We start from the raw sequence: 21,813 nt of genomic DNA, 5'->3' as shown, positions 1-21,813 counted from the left end.
TCATCCCTCCTTAAGCACAGCTTGGATATAGTCTGAAGGGTTCATTAACACCTGAACAGCATCTGAGACATATGTGTAGACAGCTTCAGTACCAATGCCGTACGCAATGGAGACAGCAATCAGAATCCCGATTGGCAACATGAGGAAGCGGTTGTCTTTTTTCTGTTCAGTGGCGAGATTGTACTCTTTTTTCTCTCCCCAAAAGGCAAATATGAAGATTCTCATTACAGAGTACAGAACAATTAAGCTTGAAAAGAGAACGATAAGTCCTCCTGCATAATGACCTCCCTCGAAGGCTCCCTGAATGATCATCAGTTTTCCAGCAAATCCGCTGAAGGGCGGAACACCTGCTAAAGAGATGGCGGCGATGAAGAACAGCCAGCCAAGCAATGGACTTTGATGTATAAGACCGCCCATGCGCTTGATATTGCTGGTGCCGGTTTTGGCAATCATGATCCCAATTAGAAGGAAGAGGGCTGATTTAATCAGCATATCATGAAGGGTATACATCACTGAACCGGCGATTGCCTCCGTGTTCATGACAGATATGCCAAAAAGAATAACACCAATCGCAACCACGATATTATAGATAATGATTTTCTTTACATCCATATATGCCATGACACCGATGCAGCCAAAGATAATCGTCAAGATGGCCAAGTACATCATGATGGAATGAGTATATTCAGGCTGATGGTAGAAAAGAGTCGTAAACGTGCGAAGGATAGAGTATATCCCTACCTTCGTCAATAATGCACCGAATAAGGCGAGTATCGGAATTGGCGGTGCATAGTAGGAGCCAGGCATCCATACATAAAGCGGGAAGATGGCCCCTTTTAAGCCGAATACAATCAAGAACAGGATGGCGATGACCGTGATGATGCCCGGCTGTTCAATCTCAGCAATTCTTTGTGATATATCCGCGATGTTAAGTGTGCCGACGACGGAATATAATAAGGCGACCGCGACAACAAACAGCGCAGATGCAATGACGTTTACAAGCAAATATTTAATTGTTTCCCTCAATTGAATCTTCGTTCCCCCAATGACGAGAAGAACATAAGAAGACATCAGCATGACTTCAAAAAAGACGAATAAGTTGAAGATATCTCCCGTTAAGAAAGCTCCATTCACCCCTACAATGAGGAACTGAACGAGCGAGTAGTAGAAAAACTTTTCCCGGTCTGCATCAATGTGTTTGAACGAATAAATCAAGACGGTAAAGACAATGATGGATGTGACGAGCACGAGCAAGGCAGACAGCATATCAGCCACAATGCTGATGCCGAATGGAGCAGCCCAGTTACTTGCTTGCAATACTTGTATTCCATCTGTTTTTACTTCAATGACAAGGGAGAAGGCAATCACGATTGAAATGATAGCCGATATGAGAGAAACGACCCTTTGCGCATTGACCTTGCGTGCTAGGAAAATCAAGAAGATACCTGTCAGCAAGGGAATCAATATTGGTAAGATGACAAAATTATTCATAGGACTTATTTCCTCTCAACTGATCCATATTATCTGTTCCAAGCTCCTGGTACGAACGATAAGCAAGTACAAGGAAGAAAGATGTTACCCCGAAGCTGATAACAATGGCCGTCAGAATTAAAGCCTGCGGGAGCGGGTCCACATATGATTTTGCATTCTCACTTAAAATCGGGACAGCCCCTTGCTTTAATCCGCCCATTGTTAAGATTAACAGGTGAGCAGCATGGCTTAGAAGCCCAGTTCCGACGATAATGCGCAGCAAGCTTTTAGATAACACTAAATACGTAGCAATGGTAAACAATATACCGATAACAACAGACATTAAAATTTCCATTATTCACTCTCCCCAATCGTCTGGATAATGGTCATCGTCACACCAATTACGACCAAGTATACGCCTGTATCAAAAAGGACGGCCGTGTGAAGGGAAGTGTGGCCGAATAGCGGCAGGTCGAAATACTGAAAGGCGTGTGTCAGGAAAGGGGCATCAAAGAATAATGCACCCACTCCTGTTCCAACAGAAAATACTAGTCCAACTGCTACTAGCAATAAATAATTGATTGGCAGGATGGCCTTAACAGTTTTTAAATCAAAGGCTAAGAGCAATAAGATTATCGCTGATGATGTCATTAATCCCCCGATAAATCCTCCGCCTGGTGTGTAGTGTCCGGCAAAGAAGATATGGATGGAGAATAGGACAATCACAAATGTCGCTACCTTTGTGACGGTTTGCAGAATTAAATCATTTGTTTTGGTTTTCATTCTGCCCCTCCTTTTCTTTCGAGACGAAGCTTGATCATGGTGTAAATTCCAATGGCTGCGATCGCCAATACAGTAATCTCAAACATCGTATCCAAGCCACGGAAATCGACAAGGATGACGTTGACCATGTTTTCTCCGCCTGCCTCTTTATACGTAACCTGTTTATAATACTCAGAGATTGAACTAAACAATTTTGTGCTATGTGATGATAATGCCAAGAGTGTCATTGTGACACCAACACCAAGGGCAATAATCAGATTCGTTACCTTAAATCGCACTCTCTTCTCTTTAGGCTTATATTTCGGCAAATGATAGAAGCAGAGCAGGAACAATGAGGTTGATACCGTTTCAATGACAAATTGCGTTAGGGCAAGGTCAGGAGCCCTGAATAAAACAAAGAGCAAGGAAACTGTATAGCCCACAGTACCAAGCAGGATGATGGATGTCAGTCGTGACTTGGCGAATAATATCATGATGGAGGCAGTGACTAAAATCACGGCCAAGATTACCTCATAGATTCCAATTGGAGTAACTGACGTCGTATTAAGTGTAAATGCATCAAGTCTCCACATCATGTAAAGCAAGATGATAAAGGTAAATCCAAAGATATAGATTAAATAGTCACGGATATTACCGTTCATATATCCGCGTGTTAATTTATTTGAACCGATGTCCAGCCAGGATAAGCTCTTATTATAGCCGTTATTCAAGGTGTATCGTGTTGGCATCCATTTGTATATGCCTGTCCAGTTTGGATAAGTCTTGTAAAGAATGAACCCAAGCGCAACGACCCCGATCGTCATCCATAATTCAGGCTGAAGGCCATGCCACATGGATATATGGACATGGTAAGGATCTGCCGCATAAAGAACTGGCTGAATAGCAGCCACTGCCGGTTCAATGATTGTTTCTGCAAGCATATTCGGGAATAGGCCCCAAATAATAACCAAGGAAACTAAGATAATTGGTGAGATGAGCATACCAATTGGCGCCTCATGAGGCTTCTTCGGCAATTGTTCGAGTTTCGCTTTTCCAGTAAAGGTCTTAAAGAACAAAATCATGCAGTAAACGAAAGTAAAGACACTTGCCACCCAAGCAATGACCGGGAAAAGAATGCCCCATGTCTCAAGGGATAGGAAATCGGCATTTGCCATCGTTAACGTGCTCTTGAAGAACATTTCCTTGCTCAAGAAGCCATTGAATGGCGGCAAGCCGGCCATTGAAAAAGAGCCAATCGCTGCGATGGTAAAGGTAATTGGCATGAACGTCATCAAGCCGCCGAGTTTGCGAATATCTCGTGTGCCTGTTTCATGGTCAATGATCCCGACCACCATGAAGAGTGAGCCCTTAAAGGTCGCATGGTTAATCAAATGGAATATCGCTGCTGCTGTTGCGGCCATATAGACTTTTGAGCTGTCTCCAGTGTAATGAAGAGCTGCCGCCCCCATGCCAAGCATAGACATAATCATTCCCAGCTGACTGATTGTCGAGAAGGCGAGAATGCCCTTCAAATCATGCTGGCGAATAGCATTGAAGGAACCCCAGAACAATGTAATGATTCCGACGAGTCCCACGACCCAAACCCACTCAGCTGATAAGGCGAAAATCGGACTTAATCGAGCGACTAAGTAAATCCCCGCCTTGACCATTGTGGCAGAGTGAAGATAAGCACTGACAGGTGTCGGCGCTTCCATGGCATCTGGCAACCAAATATGGAATGGAAATTGGGCAGATTTAGTAAACGCACCTAGAAGGACTAGAACCATGGAGAAATAAAATAGCGGGTGTTGGATTAATTCCGGAGCCATTGATATTAGTTCACGGATGCTGAAGGTATCTCCCATCACATAAAGGGCAATGAATCCTCCGAGCATGGAGAGACCGCCTAAGAAGGTAATCAATAAGGACTTCTGTGCACCATATCGCGATGCTTTTCGGTTATTCCAATAACCAATAAGCAAGAAGGACGAAAGGCTCGTGAACTCCCAGAAAGTATAAAGGACAATCAGGTTATCGGATAGGACAACTCCAAGCATTGCACCCATAAATAGGAGCAAAAACACATAAAAATTTACAAGATTCTCTTTCTCTTTATTCATATAAAAGATGGAATAAAGAGTGACCAAGGCACCGATACCCGTTATGAGCATCGCAAAGAGCAAGCCTAATCCATCTACATAGGCATCAAAGGATATATCTAGCGATGGAATCCAGGATACGCTCTCCAAAAGGGTTGCATGCTCCTTGATCTTCGGCAGCAATGTGCAAAGGTAAATGAAAATGGCAACCGGAATTGCCAGCACAAACCAGCCTGTATGTATTTTTCGAGCAATCTTGCCTGTAAACGGAATACAAAATGCTGCAATGAAAGGCAGCAATATACTCCAATGAAGCATAGACATAGGAAACCTCCCAATCAAGTATTTTTATATAACTCTGTTAATTTTCCTTGCTGAATCTTTCGTGCAAAGAAGCGCAAAGTTCCATAAATAAATTGAAAAAATACATTAAAATGTACTTTTAGCTAATCTTAGCATAGCAAATTATACCGTAAAATTATATTATCCTGAACTTGAAAAGACTGCCATATCCTGCTTGTAAAGTGATTAATATATGTAGGAAAAAATGAAAAATTTTTTTCCGCACTTTAAACATACTTGATTGCTTAACCATTTATCTTCTGCAGGACAGCTATTTCCATGAGTCATCAGCCCTTTTCCATAGACAAAATGCTTTTGGGTGTTCTTATTATTCTTCTCTCTTTGGATTTTTATGTTTATGGCTGATAGTGCGGTCAGGTTCTTTAATTTGTAAGATAAATGATGTAATTGCTTTATGGTTATACCCCAATCAAAGAGACAAGCTAATGAGTAGTATGATAAATAACAGCACTGGTCAAAAAAGCGTCTTCTTCTAATTTGTTTAGAAGGAATCGCTAAGAAGCCTTTAATTAATCATTTGCCTTAATTTTTCAGAAGGAATTCTTCGAAAGTTAAGGAAAATGGGATGTATATTATTGGGATGAATAGTAAAATAGTTAAAAAGCCAGTCAGTTATCTTGTTTTGAAAGCCTCGCTATCATCTTTTGTCATGAATAGGGAGAAATATTAGAAGGGAGAGGGGGGATAGCATGTTTGAGAGAAGCGCCCATTTATTCATAGACTTTGAGTTTACGATGCCTGAAGGAAAGAATAACCCCATTGGCTTCTTTCCGGAGATCATTGAGGTCGGGTGGATTCTTGTCAAGGATGATAAAGTTATTGACCAATATACATCCTACGTGAAGCCAGAGGCATTTCCGGTTTTAACATCGAGATGCAGGAAGTTCTTAAATATTAATAATGCCCATGTGAATCAGGGAATCTCATTTGAGGAGCTTGTGATTTTACTAAAGAAAGTCAATAGTGAAAAGCCAGCCATCGTCACATGGGGAAATAATGATATGAAGGTTTTATCCCAAAATTGTCAGAACCATGGGTTTAAGATGCCGTTAACAGGCAAGCAAATTGACTTGTCCATTGAGTATAAACGATTCTTTGGCGACAAAAATCAGACAGGCTTGTGGAAGGCTGTTCAGCAATACGGCAATGCTGGAAATGGCAAGCAGCATCGCGCTTTGGATGATGCGATTAATACGTATCACATATTCCGGCTCGTAGAACAGGATAAACGCTATCTGGATAATCATGAATCAACCACCATTGGTGATATCATTGATTTCTCCACATTGTTAAATGAACTGAAATAAAAACCAAATCTCCTCTCAAGAAGATTTGGTTTTTTGCTATTATAGCTGGTATTCCAATTCAAGCCGCCCAAGGCATTCCAAGCTGCGTGCAGCCCATTCGGACGGGTCTTCCTGCAAGTCTTCCTTTAAGGTGACGAGAGCACTAGCCAAGGAAGCTTTATAGGAAGGAATCTCTCCCTCAAAGGGTTTGACCATATTAGACGGAACATTCGTCTGTTCTAAATAGGCGAGAGCCTTTCTTTCATGGAAGAAATCCACATCTGCTTGTTTTGGATTATGCAAGTCCCCCTGCATTGGGTGCTTCAATACAGCGAGCGTTTTTACGACAATATAGCCATTAGGCCGTATTTGCGTGATTTCTCCAGCGTATTTCCCTGTTTTATAAAAGGCGGTTACATTATCGCCAATTTGCCATTCCCTCATTTCCATCCCTCCAAAATACTATTACCCCTTCATCATACCTTTTTCAGACAGTTGCATACATAGAAAAGTCTCATCTTAAGAGGTGCTTTTTCGCTGAAAATCGTGTAAAGTGAGAAATTGGAGGCAGATGATGATGAAGATACGACTAATAATTCTTGTAATAATCCTCCTTGGTGCAGCTGCTTGGTATTATTTCAGCAATAATGAGGAAAACCAACAGCATGATACAAATATGCTGAAGCTTGACCAATCTAATCTAGAGAAAGAAGGCGATGATACAATGACAGTATTACCTCAATTCACAGAAGTGCAAGGCAATGAGAGACTCGTGGAAATGGTAACGAATAAAGGGTCCATCAAAATCAAATTATTCCCTGAGCAAGCGCCTAAAGCAGTCGAAAACTTCTTGACACATGCGGAGAATGGTTACTATGACGGCCTTATTTTCCACCGTGTCATCAATGACTTTATGATCCAAGGCGGAGATCCGAACGGAACAGGTACCGGCGGTGAAAGCATTTGGGGACGACCATTCGAAGATGAATTCACTATGGACCTCTTCAACTTCCGTGGCGCATTGTCCATGGCTAATGCTGGCCCTGGCACGAACGGAAGCCAATTCTTTATTGTTCAAAAAAAGGAAGTGGAATCCAATCTGCGCGGTCAAATGGAACAAGCGGGTTACCCGGCTGAAGCAGTCGATAAATACATGGAAGTCGGCGGAACGCCTTGGCTTGACCACAGACATACCGTATTTGGACAAGTTGTTGAAGGCATGGATGTAGTCGATGATATTGCCAGCACAAAAGTAGGTCCGAACGACAAGCCTGTCTATGATGTCGTAATCGAGAAAATCAATATCTTGAATTAATTTGCGGAAAATAGAGCTGGATGGAGATACTCCATTCAGCTCTATTTTTTTGCGGCAGATGATCATTCATATAAATCCGATACCCCAATTCGATGTATTTTATGGTAATGTTTAACATATAAGGGGCGGTGAGGAGAAATGGCGGAATGTTCGTTTATCTATATAGAGACAACAGATGATCAGCAGATTCTCACAATGAATGAGGAGTCAAGAAGATTGTTAGGGGCGGAGAAGGAATCTTGGAAGATACAAGATTGTTTCGATCAATGGAAGGTCTGCCAAGAATCATTGATTCAAGCCTCCCTTAATGGAATCGAGATGATTTTCATCAAGCAATTGAAGCCTGATGGGATGCATGCTTATGCAGGAATCATTTCTGAAGAGCTTACCGACCTCACGGTGAAAGTCCGTGAAATGGAGCGGCTCAACCGGCATTTGGATGCCATTATCGAAAATTCATATGATGGTATTTATATAACAGATAGGAATGGAGTTACGCTCCGTACGAACTCAGCAATCGAGCGGATTACCAATATCCCAAAGGAATATTACATTAATAAAAGAACAGCAGATTTGGTGAAGAGAGGCATCCTCGAGGATTCCGTCACAAATAAGGTGCTAGAGAAGAAGCGGACGGTTTCTGTCATGCAGCTGAATTACCTCGGCAGGGAGACCTTGCTGACGGGCAATCCGGTCTTTAATGAGGACGGCGAAATTGAAAGCGTTGTTACAAATATTCGGGATTTGTCTGATTTAAATCAATTGCAGCAGGCCCTCCGCGAAGCAAATGAATTAAACAAGGATTATCAAAAGGAAATCGAGCGATTGCGCGATCATTTAGCCCAAATGGGGGATATGACTATCATTAAGTCTGAACAAATGGTCAAAATCTACGAGATGGCAGCTAGAATTGCCAATGCAGATGCAACCGTCATCCTATATGGTGAAACAGGAGTGGGCAAGGATGTGCTCGCTAAATATATGTATCATCGCAGTGAAAGAAGCAAGTCAGGGAAATACATAAAAATCAACTGCGGGGCACTTCCGTCTGAATTACTTGAGTCTGAGCTATTTGGGTATGCGGGCGGAGCTTTCACTGGTGCCAATAAAAACGGGAAGCCTGGATTATTTGAACTGGCGGACAATGGTGTCCTATTCCTTGATGAAGTTGGGGAAATGCCCATGGCTCTTCAGGTGAAATTACTGCGAGTACTTCAAGATAAAGAAATTCAGCGGGTTGGAGGCACGGCTTCCAAAAAGGTTAACGTCCGTATTATTGCGGCAACCAATCGGAATTTAAAGAGGATGGTCGAGGAGGGGGAATTTCGGGAAGATTTATTCTACAGGCTGAACGTGATCCCCATCACGATTCCCCCGCTCAGAGAAAGACGGGAAGAAATTCTGCCGCTGGCAGATTTGTACCTGAGGCAATGCAATGAAAAGTACGGCATGTATAAACAGCTCGATAAGGAATTAAAGACATTTCTGTATCAGCATGATTGGTCTGGCAATATCCGCGAGCTCGCCAATCTGATTGAACGTATAACCCTGCTTCATCTGGAGGATACTCTTGGCATTGAGCATTTGCCATCAGATTATCAGCCTCAAGACCCGATTGATCAACCAGGAGATAGGGCTATTCTCTCCTTAAAGGAAGAGGCTGAGCGTGCAGAAAGAAAGGCTTTAATGCTGGCTGCGGAGCAATTCGATTCCACCTATGAGATTGCTGAGGCCCTGCAGACGAGCCAGCCAACAGTCGTCCGGAAGCTGAAAAAATATAAAATTGAATTATAACAGCGAGCGTCTGGTGAATGCTCAAAAAGAATTCAGAAACAGAATCCTAAAGGATTTTGGCTCTGGATTCTTTTTTATGCTGTAAATGGCATGAATCTTGCAAGAGAATGTATGAGTCTTTTCTAAAAGGAGATAACGGTTCGGAGGTGCAAGATGGAGAACACAAAGGGACGAGCTTGGCATCAATGGTATGTGCAGAACGAAATTCATGAAGTACCAAATCTGGCTTTATATGATTTGCTGGAAAAATCAGCGAGACAGTACCCAGAGCAGCCATGTATCATTTTTGAAGATAAAGAATGGAGCTATGAGACAGTCAAGCAGCAAGCGGATAAACTGGCAGGCGGTTTACAATCGTTAGGCTTGGCCAAAGGCGATCGAATCGGTCTGATGCTTGAAAACGATCCCCTTTACATCATTAGCTATTATGCCGCTCAACGCTTAGGACTGATAGTTGTCCAAATCAACCCTCGCTATACGGTGAGGGAATTGCTTCAGATAGCAGCGGACAGCAGCTGCCGAGCGATTATCTATGATAAAACAGCTAGTCATGTCGTGAATGAAGCTCAGTTGATTTACCCTTTTGAACATTTATTAAGCACATATACGACAGAAGATTCAAAAATGGCGAAGACAATTGATGATTTAATGCAACATGGTATCCCTCCACAGAATATAGAGACCATTAATCCAAGGGAGGATGTGGCGGTTATTCAATACACGGGAGGGACGACGGGAAAGATGAAAGGAGCTATGCTCACACACCGCAATGTCGTCGCCAATGTTGTTCAGAGCCGGGAAATGTATGGCGATATCATGGTGGAAGGTCAAGAAATTGTGCTGACGGCCACGCCTTTATATCATGTGTATGCGATGACAAGCGGTATGAACTTAAGTGTGTATCTCGGGTCTGCCATCTTGCTGTATAAGCGTTTTGAGCCAAAAGCAATTCTTGAAGGAATTGAGCGGCATAAGCCGACCTTCTTTCCGGGAGTGCCGAAGATGTATATGGCCCTCACGCAATACTCGGAGATTGACCGCTATGACCTTACCTCTCTCAAAATGTGCACATCCGGATCAGCGCCAATTCCAATCGAGATTCTCAATCGATTTGAACGTTTGACAGGAGCCTCTATTGGTGAAGGGTTCGGCTTATCGGAAGCATCGCCTACTACACACCGCAATCCTCCTAATGGTATCCGGAAGGTAGGAAGTGTCGGTATTCCGGTGCCAGGCACCGACTGCATGATTGTCGATGACAATAATCAGCCACTAGCAGAAAATCAAGTCGGGGAATTGCTGATTCGCGGCCCGCAGGTCATGAAAGGGTATTGGAATAATGAGCTAGAGACGGCACGAGCGTTAAGGGGGGGATGGCTCTATACAGGTGATTTGGCGATGCAAGATCGTGATGGATATTTCTATATCGTCGGCCGCAAGAAGGAAATGGTTATTGTAGGTGGGTTCAATATTTATCCGCAGGAAGTGGAGGATGTGCTGTATGGACATCCAGATATTAAGGAAGCCGCTGTAGCCGGGATTCCAGCAGCCGATTCAGAGGAAATTGTGAAGGCCTTCATCGTTCCAAAAGAGGGAATTACGATTGATTTGGAAGAGGTGAAAGGCTACTGCTATTCAAGGCTGACGCCGTATAAGGTGCCATCAGCGTTTGAAATCAGAAATGAGCTTCCGCGCAATACGGTCGGTAAGCTTTTGAAAAGGACACTAATCAAAGAAGAACTAGATAAACGACAGGGAAAAGAATAGGAGGAATGTCTGGTGGAGAAGGGGTTATTTGATTTAACTGGCAAGACGGCATTAGTGACAGGCGGGGGAACAGGGCTTGGACGCATCATGGCAGAGGCCTTGGCTGAGCATGGGGCAAATATTGCCGTTTGCTCGCGCAATGTCACACATGGTCTTGAGACGGCTGATTTTGTCACCGCCCAATATGGAAGGAAGGCTGAGGCATACTCATGCAATGTGGCTGTCGAGGAAGAGGTCATCGAAACAGTTGAACGAGTTATCGAGGATTTTGGACCCATTCATATTCTTATCAATAATAGCGGTACGACATGGGGAGAAAAAGCGGAAGATATGCCTTATGAGGCTTGGAGGAAGGTCATGGATGTCAATCTTGGCGGTACATTCCTGATGTCTAAGTATGTGGGGAGGCAGATGATTCAAAATCGTGAAGGCAAGATCATTAATATTGGCTCTGTTGCTGGCATTAAAGCAGAACCAGCGGATGTACTGAATGCGATTGGATACAGCACAAGCAAGGCAGGCATCCATCACTTTACGAAGGACCTGGCAATGAAATGGGGCGAATACGGCATCAGCGTCAATGCCATTGCACCTGGCTTCTTTGAGTCAAAAATGACTAGGCATGTGCTAAGTGAAAACCAAGAGAAAATCATCCGAAAAAATCCTCTGAAAAGGCTTGGAGACCCGGGTTCTTTGAAGGGAGCGGCCTTGTTTTTGGCAAGCAGAGCAAGCGATCACATTACCGGACAAATTATAGCTGTTGATGGAGGGAGCTCCTTATAAGTCACTGATTCAATTTTGAATGATTCCTTAAAATTGAATCAGTATGTACATGTTGAGTCTGCAGACGAAGGCGTTTTCTGTTTGGCACGATAATTGCATTACTAAAAAATGAACCTAAAACTTTTTTGTAAGCGATTTCAAAATATATAGGACAGGTGGGAGAAGGATGGATTTACGATTATCAGATGAGCAAAAAATGGTGAGAAACACAATCAGAAGGTTTGTGGAGAATGAACTGATTCCGTTGGAAAATGAAGTACTAAAAAATGAACGTGAGGGCAGACCGAGCTTATCCGAAGAGAAGCTTCTGGAACTACAGCTGAAAGCAAAGGAATTTGGATTCTGGGGCATCAACACTCCAGAGGAGTACGGCGGGGCTGATTTAGGCCAAATGATGATGGCCATTGTTTATATGGAAGTATCGAAAACCTTTGTCCCATTCCGCTTTGGCGGGTCGGCTGATAATATCCTCTACTATGGCAATGAGGAGCAAAAACAAAAATATTTGATTCCGACAATCAACGGAGAGAAAAAATCTTGTTTTGCCATGACGGAGCCTGATGCTGGGTCTGATACAAGGAATATTAGAACAACGGCTGTTAAGGATGGGAATAAGTGGGTCATCAATGGGGAGAAGACCTTTATTACCGGCGGCAATGAAGCAGACTTTGTCATGGTCATCGCCATAACAGATAAGGAGGCTCATGCGAAAACTGGCAGGGAGGGTGTCACCTGCTTCATCGTTGATCGTGACATGGGCTGGAAATCTGAGTATATTCACACGATGGGTGAATGGGGTCCAGCTGGGCTCGTGTTCGATAATGTCCGTGTGCCTGAGGAAAATATTCTAGGAGAGCTTCATGGCGGATACAAGCTAGGGCTTGAATGGATTGGATTTGCAAGATGGGTCGTCGGAGCAAGGGCGGTAGGGACAGCAGAACGTCTTCTGCAAATGGCCATTGATTATTCCAAGGAGCGCTTTACATTCGGTCGCCCTATCGCCGATCGCCAAGCTATCCAATGGCAGATCGCTGATTCAGCTGTTGAAATAGAGGCGGCAAGATGGCTGACATTAAATGCGGCCTTCACCCTTGACCGAGGCGAGGATAACCGTCATCTGGCGGCTATGGCGAAGTTATATGGCGCCAATATGGGGAACAGGGTTGTCGACCGTGTCCTGCAAATTCATGGCGGGATGGGCTATACAAGGGAGCTGCCGATTGAGCGCTGGTACCGTGAGGCAAGATTGTGGAGGATTTATGATGGTACAGATGAGATTCAGCGCATGATTATCTCTCGCAATCTATTAAAAGGTCATGTCAAAGTAGGAGATTTCATTTAAGGGGGATGGGGATGGAAAATCGTTTTCAGGGCAGAACTGCCTTTATCACGGGTGGATCACGAGGGATTGGCCGCAAGATTGCTGAAAGGTTCGGAGAAGAAGGGGCAAACATCGCCATTATTGATTTAAATGAGGAAGCAATTGCCGAAACAAAGCAAGCATTTGAAGATGCGGGATATCCGGTTTATGCGAATGTGGCAAGCGTGACAGACCGTCAGCAGGTAGAAAGTGCGATGGCTGAGGTACATGAACAGTTCGGAAGCATTGATATTTTAGTCAATAATGCCGGGGTGATTCGTGATAATCTGCTGTTTAAGATGACGGATGAGGATTGGCAAATGGTCATGGATGTCCATTTGAAGGGGACTTTTTATGCAACGAGAGCAGCGCAAAAATATATGGTCAATAATCAGTATGGGCGCATCATCAACATCTCCTCCACATCTGCTTTAGGTAACCGGGGACAAGTGAATTATTCCGCAGCCAAAGCGGGCCTGCAGGGATTCACGAAGACCCTTGCGATCGAGCTTGGAAAATACGGTATTACGGCTAATTCTGTGGCACCTGGCTTCATTGAGACAGATATGACAAAGGCAACAGCGGAACGGATTGGCATATCCTTTGACCAATTGATTGAATCGAGTGTCTCCAATATTCCTGTCGGCCGCTCAGGAAAACCGGAGGATATTGCGAATGCTGTCCATTTCTTTGCCGATGAGAAATCATCATTCGTCAGCGGACAGGTGCTTTATGTGGCCGGAGGACCGAGAAATTAATTTATTTGCCAGGTCTTTAAGAGCGAAGGAGTGAGATATTGATGGAAAAGGAAGCTGTAATTGTTTCTTGTGTAAGAACAGCAATCGGCAAGCAAGGCGGTGCATTAGCATCCATGCCTGCACATCTATATGGTGCTGAAGTCATAAAAGAAGCTATAAAGAGAGCCAATATAACAGCAGATATGGCAGAGGATTGTATTATGGGCAATGTGTTAAGCGGAGGAGGCAATATTGCTAGATTGACAGCCTTGCAAACACATCTTTCTCTGGAGCTGCCGGGTGTTACGGTAGATAGACAATGCGGCTCTGGCATTAATGCCGTCACATTAGCCGCACAAGCTATTAGGGCGGGAGATGGTGACATTTATATTGCTGGCGGAGTGGAGAGCATGAGTCGGGCTCCCTATTTGATGGATCGTGCTGAACGGCCATATAGCCCAGCTCCTCCAAGGTTCAGGAAATCCCGGCTATCTCCGGATGAGGTCGGTGACCCGCCAATGGGTATTACAGCTGAGAACCTTGTCGAGAAGTATGACATCAGCCGAGAGGAACAGGACGAATTTGCAGCGAGCAGTCAAAGAAAGATGAGGATTGCCATGGAAGAAGGGCGGTTTAATGAGCAGATTGTTCCAATCGCCATCCCTGTAAGAAAAGGGGAACCGATGATTTTCAATCAGGATGAACATCCGCGTCCTCAAACTTCTATAGAAGGATTAGGCAAGCTGGCACCTGCGTTTAAAAAGGACGGTTCTGTGACGGCAGGAAATAGCTCAGGGTTGAATGATGCTGCTTCAGCACTCGTTCTTATGTCCAGACAGAAGGCAGAAGAGCTGAAGCTTGAGCCAATGGCCATCATCAGAGAACATACCGTGGCAGGTGTCGACCCTAATCTGATGGGGATTGGACCGGTTCCGGCAGTGAGAAAAGTCTTAAAGAAGGCTGGTTTGACATTAGAGGACATGGATTTGGTTGAAATTAATGAGGCCTTTGCTGCACAAGTCATCGCATGCGATCGGGAGCTTCAGCTGAATCCGGAAAAACTGAATGTCAATGGCGGTGCGATTGCCCATGGCCATCCTCTTGGAGCGACTGGTGCTATCTTAATCACGAAGGCAGTGCATGAATTGAAACGGATCCAAGGGAAATTTGCGCTGGTAACAGCCTGTATTGGCGGTGGTCAGGGAATAGCGGTCATTTTGGAAAGACCATGATGAACATAATGAAAGAAGGGTGAAGTACATGGCTTTGCATATACCTGAGGCAGTTATTTATGCGCGATTCAATGATTCAGATGCATCAGGCTATATTAGCACCATCAGTTATTTCTCGTATATGGAGGAAGCGCGTACCAAATTTTTTGACAGCCTTCAAAGGTATATCAATCAAGAAGAAGTAAGCTTCATCGTTGCGTCTGCTCAATGTGAGTATGACCGCTGTGAGCGAGTGAAGGAACAATTGTCAGTGGCAACCTCCATTACGCAAGTGGGGACCAAGAGCTTTCATCTTGCCCATACCATCTCTAATACTCAATCGGGAGATGTTATCGCAAGAGGGAAGGCTGTAATTGTTTGCTTTAATTTTCAAAAACAGCAAACAGTCCTGATTCCCGACAGCCTGAGGGCTTACATGAAAACATAAGGTAGGGGATTTGAGGAGGGTTCTCCCTCTTCGCTTCTCCCAGATAGATAAGGAGGGATTAAATGGAGACGCTTTTGCAGCAGCTTTTCAATGGATTGACGGTCGGCAGCGTTTATAGCCTTGTTGCATTGGGGCTCACTCTTGTATTTGGAATCTTGCATATTCCTAATTTCGCACATGGAGCTCTATACATGCTTGGCGGGTATGTGACGTTAACGATGATGACAAGCTTGGGCTTGCATTATTGGGTGGCGATTCTCCTTTCGATGTTAGCTGTCGGATTGATAGCCGTCTTGATGGAACGGCTGATTTTTCATCCGCTTAAGGATGCACCACCATTGCAGGATAAGATTGCGGCGATAGGAATACTGCTTTTTTTGGAAGCCTTAGCTCAATTCATTTGGGGAGCGGAGTATAAAACAATGCCAACCCCATATGGGCAAGTAATAGAAATAGGTGGTCTGACCATTACGCTCCAGCGCCTCTTGATTGTAGCGGCTGCCATTGTGATTATGATTGGGCTGCATTTATTTTTGAGAAAAACGATGACTGGTTCGTCGATCATTGCGATGGCTCAAAATCGGGATGGGGCATTCTTAGTCGGCATTAATGCGAATAAGGTCGCCATGCTTACCTTCTTGATTTCCGGTGCCCTTGCGGCGATTGCAGCCTCCTTGGCTGCACCGATTAATCTTGTCTCGCCAGGGATGGGGCATCTCGTTATTCTAAAAGCCTTTGTCATTATTATTTTAGGCGGTATGGGCAGCATTCCAGGGGCCATTATGGGAGGTTATATCCTTGGGTTTACTGAGAGCCTTGGTGCCGCCTATATATCCAATGATTATAAGGACCTGATTGCCTTTGTCCTGCTTGTGCTGATTCTATCCATTAAGCCGCAAGGATTATTTGTGAAGGAGGGACATAGCTAGTGAATGGGGCGAATATAAAGAAAATTCTTCTGCCGGCCATCCTTTTGCTTTCCCTTCTCTTTCCTCTAGTCATTCAGAATGAATATTATCTGCATATTATGACACTCGCGTTCATTTGGATTATTGCTGTATATGGACTCAATCTAATTGCAGGCTATACTGGTTATCTATCGCTCGCTCATGCTGGATTCTTTGCGATAGGCGCGTATGCAATCAGCCTGTTGACCGTCAAGGCAGAAATGAATTATTGGCTCGCCTTCCTTCTATCGATTTTCATTACCTCCATCATTGGCTTCTTTATTGGCTTGATAGCTTTGCGGACAAAGGAGCATTACTTTGCGATATATACCTTATGTGTTGGCTATATCATTTACTTGGTGATCTATAAATGGGAGGAATTAACGGGGGGAGTACGCGGATTTATTGGCATTCCGGCGCCTCCGCCAATCGGGTCGATTTCTTTTGATGAGGCAATCCCTATGTATTATTTAGTCCTCTTTTTCTTAATTATTGGGATTATAGCAATGTACAGGATTGTCCACTCGTTGTCAGGCCGTACCTATAAAGCGATTCGAAACAGTGAAGATTTAGCGGCATCGATTGGGATTTCTACAATGAAGAATAAACTGGCAGCCTTCGTCTTATCAACAGCATATGCCGGTGTAGCTGGTGCGTTATATGCTTCGCTTATCCGCTTTATTGGTCCGGATATAGGCTATACCAACATTATTTTCGATATGCTAATCTACTTGCTTGTTGGAGGTATTGGTACATTGTCAGGTCCGGTTATAGGGACCATTCTCGTTGTCTGGGTATCTCAGAACCTGCAATTCTTGCAGGATTACAGGATGCTTATTTTTGGTCCGCTGCTGACCTTCCTTATTATCTTTTATCCAAAGGGGATTGCCGGTTCCTTCATTCAATGGCGCCAAAAGCAAAAAGAGAAAGCCATCCAGAAGGAGAATGCCCAAGTTCAAGGCCGGGAAGCGGAAACGAAAATTTAGGAGGGATGGTATGTTTTTGGAGATTACAGGATTAACGAAGCGCTTCGGCGGCTTGACTGCCGTAAATCATGTTGATTTCTCTGTTGAAGAAAATAAGGTCAATGCCATTATCGGTCCAAATGGTGCGGGGAAGTCCACATTTTTCAATTTGATTAGCGGCTTTCATCCGCCAACCGAGGGGCAGATATTTTACCGGGGACTAGACATAACTGGAATGCCGTCCCATAAAATTGCCGATCTAGGCTTTGCAAGAACCTTCCAAACGACGCACTTGTTCGAGCAGTCCACCGTTTTTGATAATGTCATGGTTGGGCATCGTCTTAGGACGAAATCGACTCTTGTGGATGCCGTTTTTCGAACACGGCGATTGAAGCGGGAGGAAGAAAAATGCAAGGAAAAGGCGCTGGAGGTGCTGGAATTCACAGGCTTATCCCATTTAGCTGATCGAATTACCGCCAATATCTCACAGGAAGAGAAGAAACGCACCGCCTTTGCGCTTGCCTTGGCGACTGACCCTTCCGTTCTATTTCTTGATGAGCCTGCCGCAGGTATTAATCCTGATGAGACGGAAGGGTTGACTGATCTAATTAAGCGCATATCATCGACAGGCATTACGATCTGCCTAATTGAGCATAAAATGCAAATGATTATGAAGCTTGCAGATAAAATCATGGTGTTAAACCATGGAGAGAAAATAGCGGAAGGGACACCTGAAGAAATTCAAAATAACGAGGAAGTTATCAGAGCCTATTTAGGAGGCGAGGCCATTGCTTAAATTGAAAGAGGTTCATGTTAAGTATGGCCATTATACGGCGGTCAAAGATGCGACGATAGAGGTTGAGAGCGGTGAAATCATTGTGCTTCTAGGAGCAAACGGAGCTGGCAAGAGCACGCTATTCCGTGCAATCAGCGGGCTTCAAAGAGTTGCCTCGGGCTCCATCAGTTTCTTTGATGAACCGATCCACTCATTGAGTGCAGACCGGATTGTTCAAAAGGGAATTGTTCAATGCGCGGAAGGACGGAAGTTGTTTCCGCAAATGACTGTTCATGAAAACCTTCAGCTTGGCGCTTTTGTCCATAAACGAAAGAAAGAGCAAATCAAAGAAACAATGAATCATGTATATGAATTATTTCCGATTTTGAAAGATAAAGATACTCACGCGGCAGGCAGTCTGAGCGGGGGGCAGCAGCAAATGCTTGCCATTGGCCGGGCGCTTATGGCTAAGCCCAAGTTAATGATGCTTGATGAGCCATCCATTGGCTTGGCTCCTCTGATTGTTGAGCAGATGTTTAACATCATAGAAACCATCAATAAGGAAGGCACAACCATTCTTCTGGCTGAGCAAAATGCAAATGCCGCTTTGAAAATTGCCGATAAAGGCTATGTATTTGAAAGCGGTTCCATCGTTTTATCAGGAACATCGGAAGAGTTAATGTCCAACGAGAAGGTTAAGAAAGCGTACATTGGAGCTTAAAATGAATCCAATTCGAGAGGGGTATAGCCATGAAAAAAATTATGATGTTTTCTTTGCTGGGAGTACTGTTACTGGGCTTGATAGGCTGTTCATCCAATAATACGGCTGGCGGGAGCAATGGGGACACCGTTACAATTGGATTCACGGGTCCATTGAGCGGAGCGGCAGCCTATTATGGTGAGCGGACATTACAGGGTCTTGAGATGGCTGCGGAGGAGATTAATGAGGCTGGCGGCTTTGAGGCAGATGGAAAAACATATAAGCTGGAAATCAAAGCCCTTGATGATAAATATTTGCCTAATGAAGCAGCTGCCAATGCAAAACGCCTTGTGCAGGAGGATAAGGCCCCGATTATTTTCACGCCGCATAGCGGGGGAGTGCAGGCCTTGCAGGTATTCAATGAGCGTGACAAATTTATTATCGGAGCCTATACAAGCGAACCAGGTGTCGTTGAATCAGGGAATGAACTGACCGTACAGGTTGCTCCGCAATACAGCGGATATATTGAGCCTTTCACGACCTATTCGATAGAAACATCAGGCAAGAAATTAGCTATGCTGCCGCCTGCAACAGAATATGGGAAGGACTGGGCAGAAAGCCTTCAGCCTGAATGGGAAAAGCAAGGAGGAGAAGTCGTTTATCATTCAGCGATTGACTTTGCGAAAGATACAGACTTCTTTACGATTATCACAAATGCCCTTAAGAAGAAACCGGATGTGATGTTTATCGGGGGAGCTTCAGAAGCAACGGCAAAGGTGGCCAAACAAGCACGAGAGCTTGGCTTTAAGGGCGGATTTATTGTCATGGACCAGGCGAAGTTTGATCAAATGAAGACCATCACCGGAAGCTATGATACGTTCAACAATTCTATTGGGGTGACACCATTAATCTATTCTGACTTCCCAGGGACAGATGGATTTTTGGAAAAATATCGTGATAAATATGACGGTGTGGACCCAAGCTCCGAGTCTGGTCTCGACTATATCGCTTTATACGCCCTAGTCGGGGCTATGGAGGCTGCGGGAACGGTGGACGATGTAGAGAAGATCAGAAGCCATGTTCAGGATGGATTGGATAGTATTCCAGATGAAAAGAAAGTATACAGTATTCCAAGCATTACAAAGGAAGGCTCTTTTGAAATTGATCGAAGGCTTACGATTATAGAAGACGGGGAAGTCAAGGAATATAAAGAATAAGACTGTGTGACAATGAGGAGCCTAAGCAGTTAGGCTCCTTTTCTTTAGCAAAATGAGCCCAATTGGATATGAACAAGTGTTATAATGTGGTGTAACATACAAATGTTTCCTTTGGGCAAAGGGGGGTATTCGATTTTATGCCGCAATCCATCTTCTTTATCATGGGCTTATTTTTATATTTTCCTGAGGATAAGCGTGAATATATTCCGGCTGGCCTGACGATGGCGATTTTTCTTATTTTCACTGTATTGGCGATGAGGTTCATCATTGTGTACAATCGCAAGGAAGTACAAAAGGCGAAGGAATTTGAGGAGCAGCTGAGAAAGAAAAACATTATTGACTAAAGATTTGCTGCACTCTGGGAGTGCAGCTTTTTTAGTGATGGGGCTGGTCTAAAAGGGACAGCCTTTTCGTTTGACGGAACACTTCCTCAGAAGGTCACGCATCTAAAAAATGGCCACCCCCATAAAGAACCGCCTATAGTGTAGTTGGATCGCTCTTTAATCTAGGCGCTTGCCCTTCGTTTTCTCTAAAAAACAGCTCAAAAAATGCTTTTTAATAAATACAGGATGAAAAGCAATATACAGGCTCTTCATCCTGGAGATTAAGCTATTAAATTAAATCATCAAAGGCAGTGTATAGTCGGTTAAGTCCTTCCTTGACTGTCTCTGGACTGCAGCCAATATTCATACGTACAAATCCGCTGCCGGCTTTGCCGAATTTTGCCCCGGGTTCAAGAGCAATCCTCCCCTTTTGGATGAGGCGTTTGGTTATTTCACTATCGGTAATGTCGAGTCCGCGCAAGTCAATCCAAACGAGGAAGGATGCCTCAGGTTTGATAACCTTTACGACAGGCAGTTTGTCGTTAATGAAGCTGGTTACAAGCTCGACATTGTCTTCGATGACAGAAACAGCCTCCTTAAGCCAATCGGCACCATATGTATAAGCGGCTTCCATCGCTGGGTAGGCTAAAACATTGAGGCCGTAGAATCCTTGCTTTAGGAATTGTCCGGTCAGTTTCTTCATGATTTCCGGATTTTCAGCGATGGCAAGCGATGCTTGCAGACCTGCGATATTGAACGTTTTACTTGGCGCCATAAGCGTGATGGAGTTCGGATTTAATTTCGCGATTGGTGTATGCTCATTCCCATATAAATTTAAATCAGCATGGATTTCATCAGAGATGATTAGGACATCATATTCTTTACATAATTCAGCCATGCGGGTAATATCAGCCTTGCTCCAAACCATCCCGCCAGGATTATGAGGGCTGCATAGGATAAAGAGCTTGACGCCATCTTTTAATTTATTCTCAAAGTCTTCGTAATTAATTTCGAGGCGGTTATCCCTAATGATGAGCGGATTATCGACCAGCGTCCGGTTGTTCTCGTTAATGCAGCTGTAAAAGGGAGCATAGACAGGTGATTGAATCATGACCTTATCTCCTGGTTCTGTGAATGCATTAATAGCTGCCGCAATAGAAGGTACCACCCCAGAGCTGAAAAAGACTTGATCCTTATTTATGGTCCAATTATGCTTATCCTTCATCCAATTGATGACGGCATCATACAATGAATCATGCGGGCGGGCATACCCAAATATGGGATGGTTCACTCGTTCAATCAATGCTTCCTGAACTTGATGGGGTACACCAAGGTCCATATCCGCTACCCACATCGGCAATAGACCTTCTCCATTGAATAAGACATCGGCGTGGTCCCACTTCAGTGAGCCAGTTCCTCTTCGTTCAATGAAATTTATATTCGAATTGTCCATACTATTCCCTCCATCCATCTACTATCTGTCTATTTTAG

The 21,813-nt window shown here is 44.1% G+C and carries 21 protein-coding genes; 15 read left to right on the top strand and 6 right to left on the bottom strand.

All coding sequences use genetic code 11. The annotated features are described in order from the left end of the window. The 4 genes from CYL18_RS10295 to CYL18_RS10280 are packed head-to-tail and all read right to left on the bottom strand — an operon-like array spanning position 1 to position 4,655. A complete protein-coding gene (locus tag CYL18_RS10295; RefSeq protein WP_104849425.1) occupies positions 1–1,491 on the bottom strand; it encodes a Na+/H+ antiporter subunit D in 1,491 nt (496 codons plus the stop codon). Next, on the bottom strand, positions 1,484–1,825 hold the full coding sequence (locus CYL18_RS10290; RefSeq protein WP_104849424.1) for a Na(+)/H(+) antiporter subunit C: 342 nt from the start codon (positions 1,823–1,825) through the stop codon (positions 1,484–1,486). Before CYL18_RS10290 ends, CYL18_RS10295 begins: the two co-directional genes overlap by 8 nt. Further along, complete coding sequence (locus CYL18_RS10285; protein ID WP_104849423.1) at positions 1,825–2,253, bottom strand: Na(+)/H(+) antiporter subunit B; 429 nt, start codon at positions 2,251–2,253, stop codon at positions 1,825–1,827. The genes CYL18_RS10290 and CYL18_RS10285 overlap by 1 nt, the downstream gene beginning before the upstream one ends. Continuing rightward, positions 2,250–4,655 (bottom strand): Na+/H+ antiporter subunit A, encoded by a 2,406-nt coding sequence (locus tag CYL18_RS10280; protein WP_104849422.1) that lies wholly within the window; start codon positions 4,653–4,655, stop codon positions 2,250–2,252. Before CYL18_RS10280 ends, CYL18_RS10285 begins: the two co-directional genes overlap by 4 nt. Positions 4,656–5,383: 728 nt before the next feature. Between CYL18_RS10280 and kapD the strand changes: the two genes are divergently transcribed. Continuing rightward, positions 5,384–6,001, top strand: coding sequence for a 3'-5' exonuclease KapD (gene kapD / locus CYL18_RS10275; protein WP_104849421.1), 618 nt, complete (start codon positions 5,384–5,386; stop codon positions 5,999–6,001). A gap of 39 nt (positions 6,002–6,040) precedes the next feature. Here kapD and CYL18_RS10270 read toward each other — a convergent pair whose 3' ends face one another. Next, the gene (locus CYL18_RS10270) at positions 6,041–6,424 is read right to left on the bottom strand and encodes a kinase-associated lipoprotein B (RefSeq protein WP_104849420.1); all 384 of its coding nucleotides are present in this window, start codon (positions 6,422–6,424) and stop codon (positions 6,041–6,043) included. A gap of 130 nt (positions 6,425–6,554) precedes the next feature. On the opposite strand from CYL18_RS10270, the gene CYL18_RS10265 reads away from it, so the two are divergent. From CYL18_RS10265 to CYL18_RS10200, 14 genes are all read left to right on the top strand, one after another. Next, a complete protein-coding gene (locus tag CYL18_RS10265; RefSeq protein ID WP_407984528.1) occupies positions 6,555–7,295 on the top strand; it encodes a peptidylprolyl isomerase in 741 nt (246 codons plus the stop codon). 138 nt (positions 7,296–7,433) lie between these two features. Continuing rightward, positions 7,434–9,089 (top strand): sigma-54 interaction domain-containing protein, encoded by a 1,656-nt coding sequence (locus tag CYL18_RS10260; protein ID WP_104849419.1) that lies wholly within the window; start codon positions 7,434–7,436, stop codon positions 9,087–9,089. Between the two features lie 153 nt (positions 9,090–9,242). Then, entirely contained in the window at positions 9,243–10,856 is a 1,614-nt protein-coding gene (locus CYL18_RS10255) for a long-chain-fatty-acid--CoA ligase (RefSeq protein WP_104849418.1), read from the top strand. Between the two features lie 9 nt (positions 10,857–10,865). Continuing rightward, positions 10,866–11,639, top strand: coding sequence for an SDR family oxidoreductase (locus CYL18_RS10250; RefSeq protein WP_104849417.1), 774 nt, complete (start codon positions 10,866–10,868; stop codon positions 11,637–11,639). 166 nt (positions 11,640–11,805) lie between these two features. Further along, positions 11,806–12,981 carry an acyl-CoA dehydrogenase family protein gene (locus CYL18_RS10245; protein WP_104849416.1) on the top strand — a complete coding sequence of 392 codons (1,176 nt, stop codon included), beginning with the start codon at positions 11,806–11,808 and terminating at the stop codon, positions 12,979–12,981. An 11-nt stretch (positions 12,982–12,992) separates the two neighbouring features. Continuing rightward, the gene (locus CYL18_RS10240) at positions 12,993–13,757 is read left to right on the top strand and encodes a beta-ketoacyl-ACP reductase (protein ID WP_104849415.1); all 765 of its coding nucleotides are present in this window, start codon (positions 12,993–12,995) and stop codon (positions 13,755–13,757) included. Between the two features lie 41 nt (positions 13,758–13,798). Next, complete coding sequence (locus tag CYL18_RS10235; RefSeq protein ID WP_104849414.1) at positions 13,799–14,968, top strand: thiolase family protein; 1,170 nt, start codon at positions 13,799–13,801, stop codon at positions 14,966–14,968. 28 nt (positions 14,969–14,996) lie between these two features. Continuing rightward, a complete protein-coding gene (locus tag CYL18_RS10230; RefSeq protein ID WP_104849413.1) occupies positions 14,997–15,395 on the top strand; it encodes an acyl-CoA thioesterase in 399 nt (132 codons plus the stop codon). A 62-nt stretch (positions 15,396–15,457) separates the two neighbouring features. Then, positions 15,458–16,324 (top strand): branched-chain amino acid ABC transporter permease, encoded by an 867-nt coding sequence (locus tag CYL18_RS10225; RefSeq protein WP_104849412.1) that lies wholly within the window; start codon positions 15,458–15,460, stop codon positions 16,322–16,324. Then, positions 16,324–17,328, top strand: a complete 1,005-nt coding sequence (locus CYL18_RS10220) for a branched-chain amino acid ABC transporter permease (protein WP_104849411.1) — start codon at positions 16,324–16,326, stop codon at positions 17,326–17,328. The genes CYL18_RS10225 and CYL18_RS10220 overlap by 1 nt, the downstream gene beginning before the upstream one ends. Before the next feature lie 10 nt (positions 17,329–17,338). Continuing rightward, positions 17,339–18,103 carry an ABC transporter ATP-binding protein gene (locus CYL18_RS10215; RefSeq protein WP_104849410.1) on the top strand — a complete coding sequence of 255 codons (765 nt, stop codon included), beginning with the start codon at positions 17,339–17,341 and terminating at the stop codon, positions 18,101–18,103. Continuing rightward, positions 18,096–18,803, top strand: a complete 708-nt coding sequence (locus CYL18_RS10210) for an ABC transporter ATP-binding protein (RefSeq protein WP_104849409.1) — start codon at positions 18,096–18,098, stop codon at positions 18,801–18,803. The genes CYL18_RS10215 and CYL18_RS10210 overlap by 8 nt, the downstream gene beginning before the upstream one ends. A gap of 29 nt (positions 18,804–18,832) precedes the next feature. After that, entirely contained in the window at positions 18,833–19,999 is a 1,167-nt protein-coding gene (locus CYL18_RS10205; RefSeq protein WP_104849408.1) for an ABC transporter substrate-binding protein, read from the top strand. A 137-nt stretch (positions 20,000–20,136) separates the two neighbouring features. After that, the gene (locus CYL18_RS10200; RefSeq protein ID WP_104849407.1) at positions 20,137–20,343 is read left to right on the top strand and encodes a hypothetical protein; all 207 of its coding nucleotides are present in this window, start codon (positions 20,137–20,139) and stop codon (positions 20,341–20,343) included. 268 nt (positions 20,344–20,611) lie between these two features. On the opposite strand, the gene CYL18_RS10195 is transcribed toward CYL18_RS10200, so the two are convergent. Beyond that, the gene (locus tag CYL18_RS10195) at positions 20,612–21,775 is read right to left on the bottom strand and encodes a MalY/PatB family protein (protein WP_104849406.1); all 1,164 of its coding nucleotides are present in this window, start codon (positions 21,773–21,775) and stop codon (positions 20,612–20,614) included. Positions 21,776–21,813 lie beyond the last annotated feature (38 nt).

The organism is Pradoshia eiseniae (assembly GCF_002946355.1).
Classification (GTDB): domain Bacteria; phylum Bacillota; class Bacilli; order Bacillales; family Pradoshiaceae; genus Pradoshia; species Pradoshia eiseniae.
This window is presented reverse-complemented; position numbering and strand designations above follow the sequence as displayed.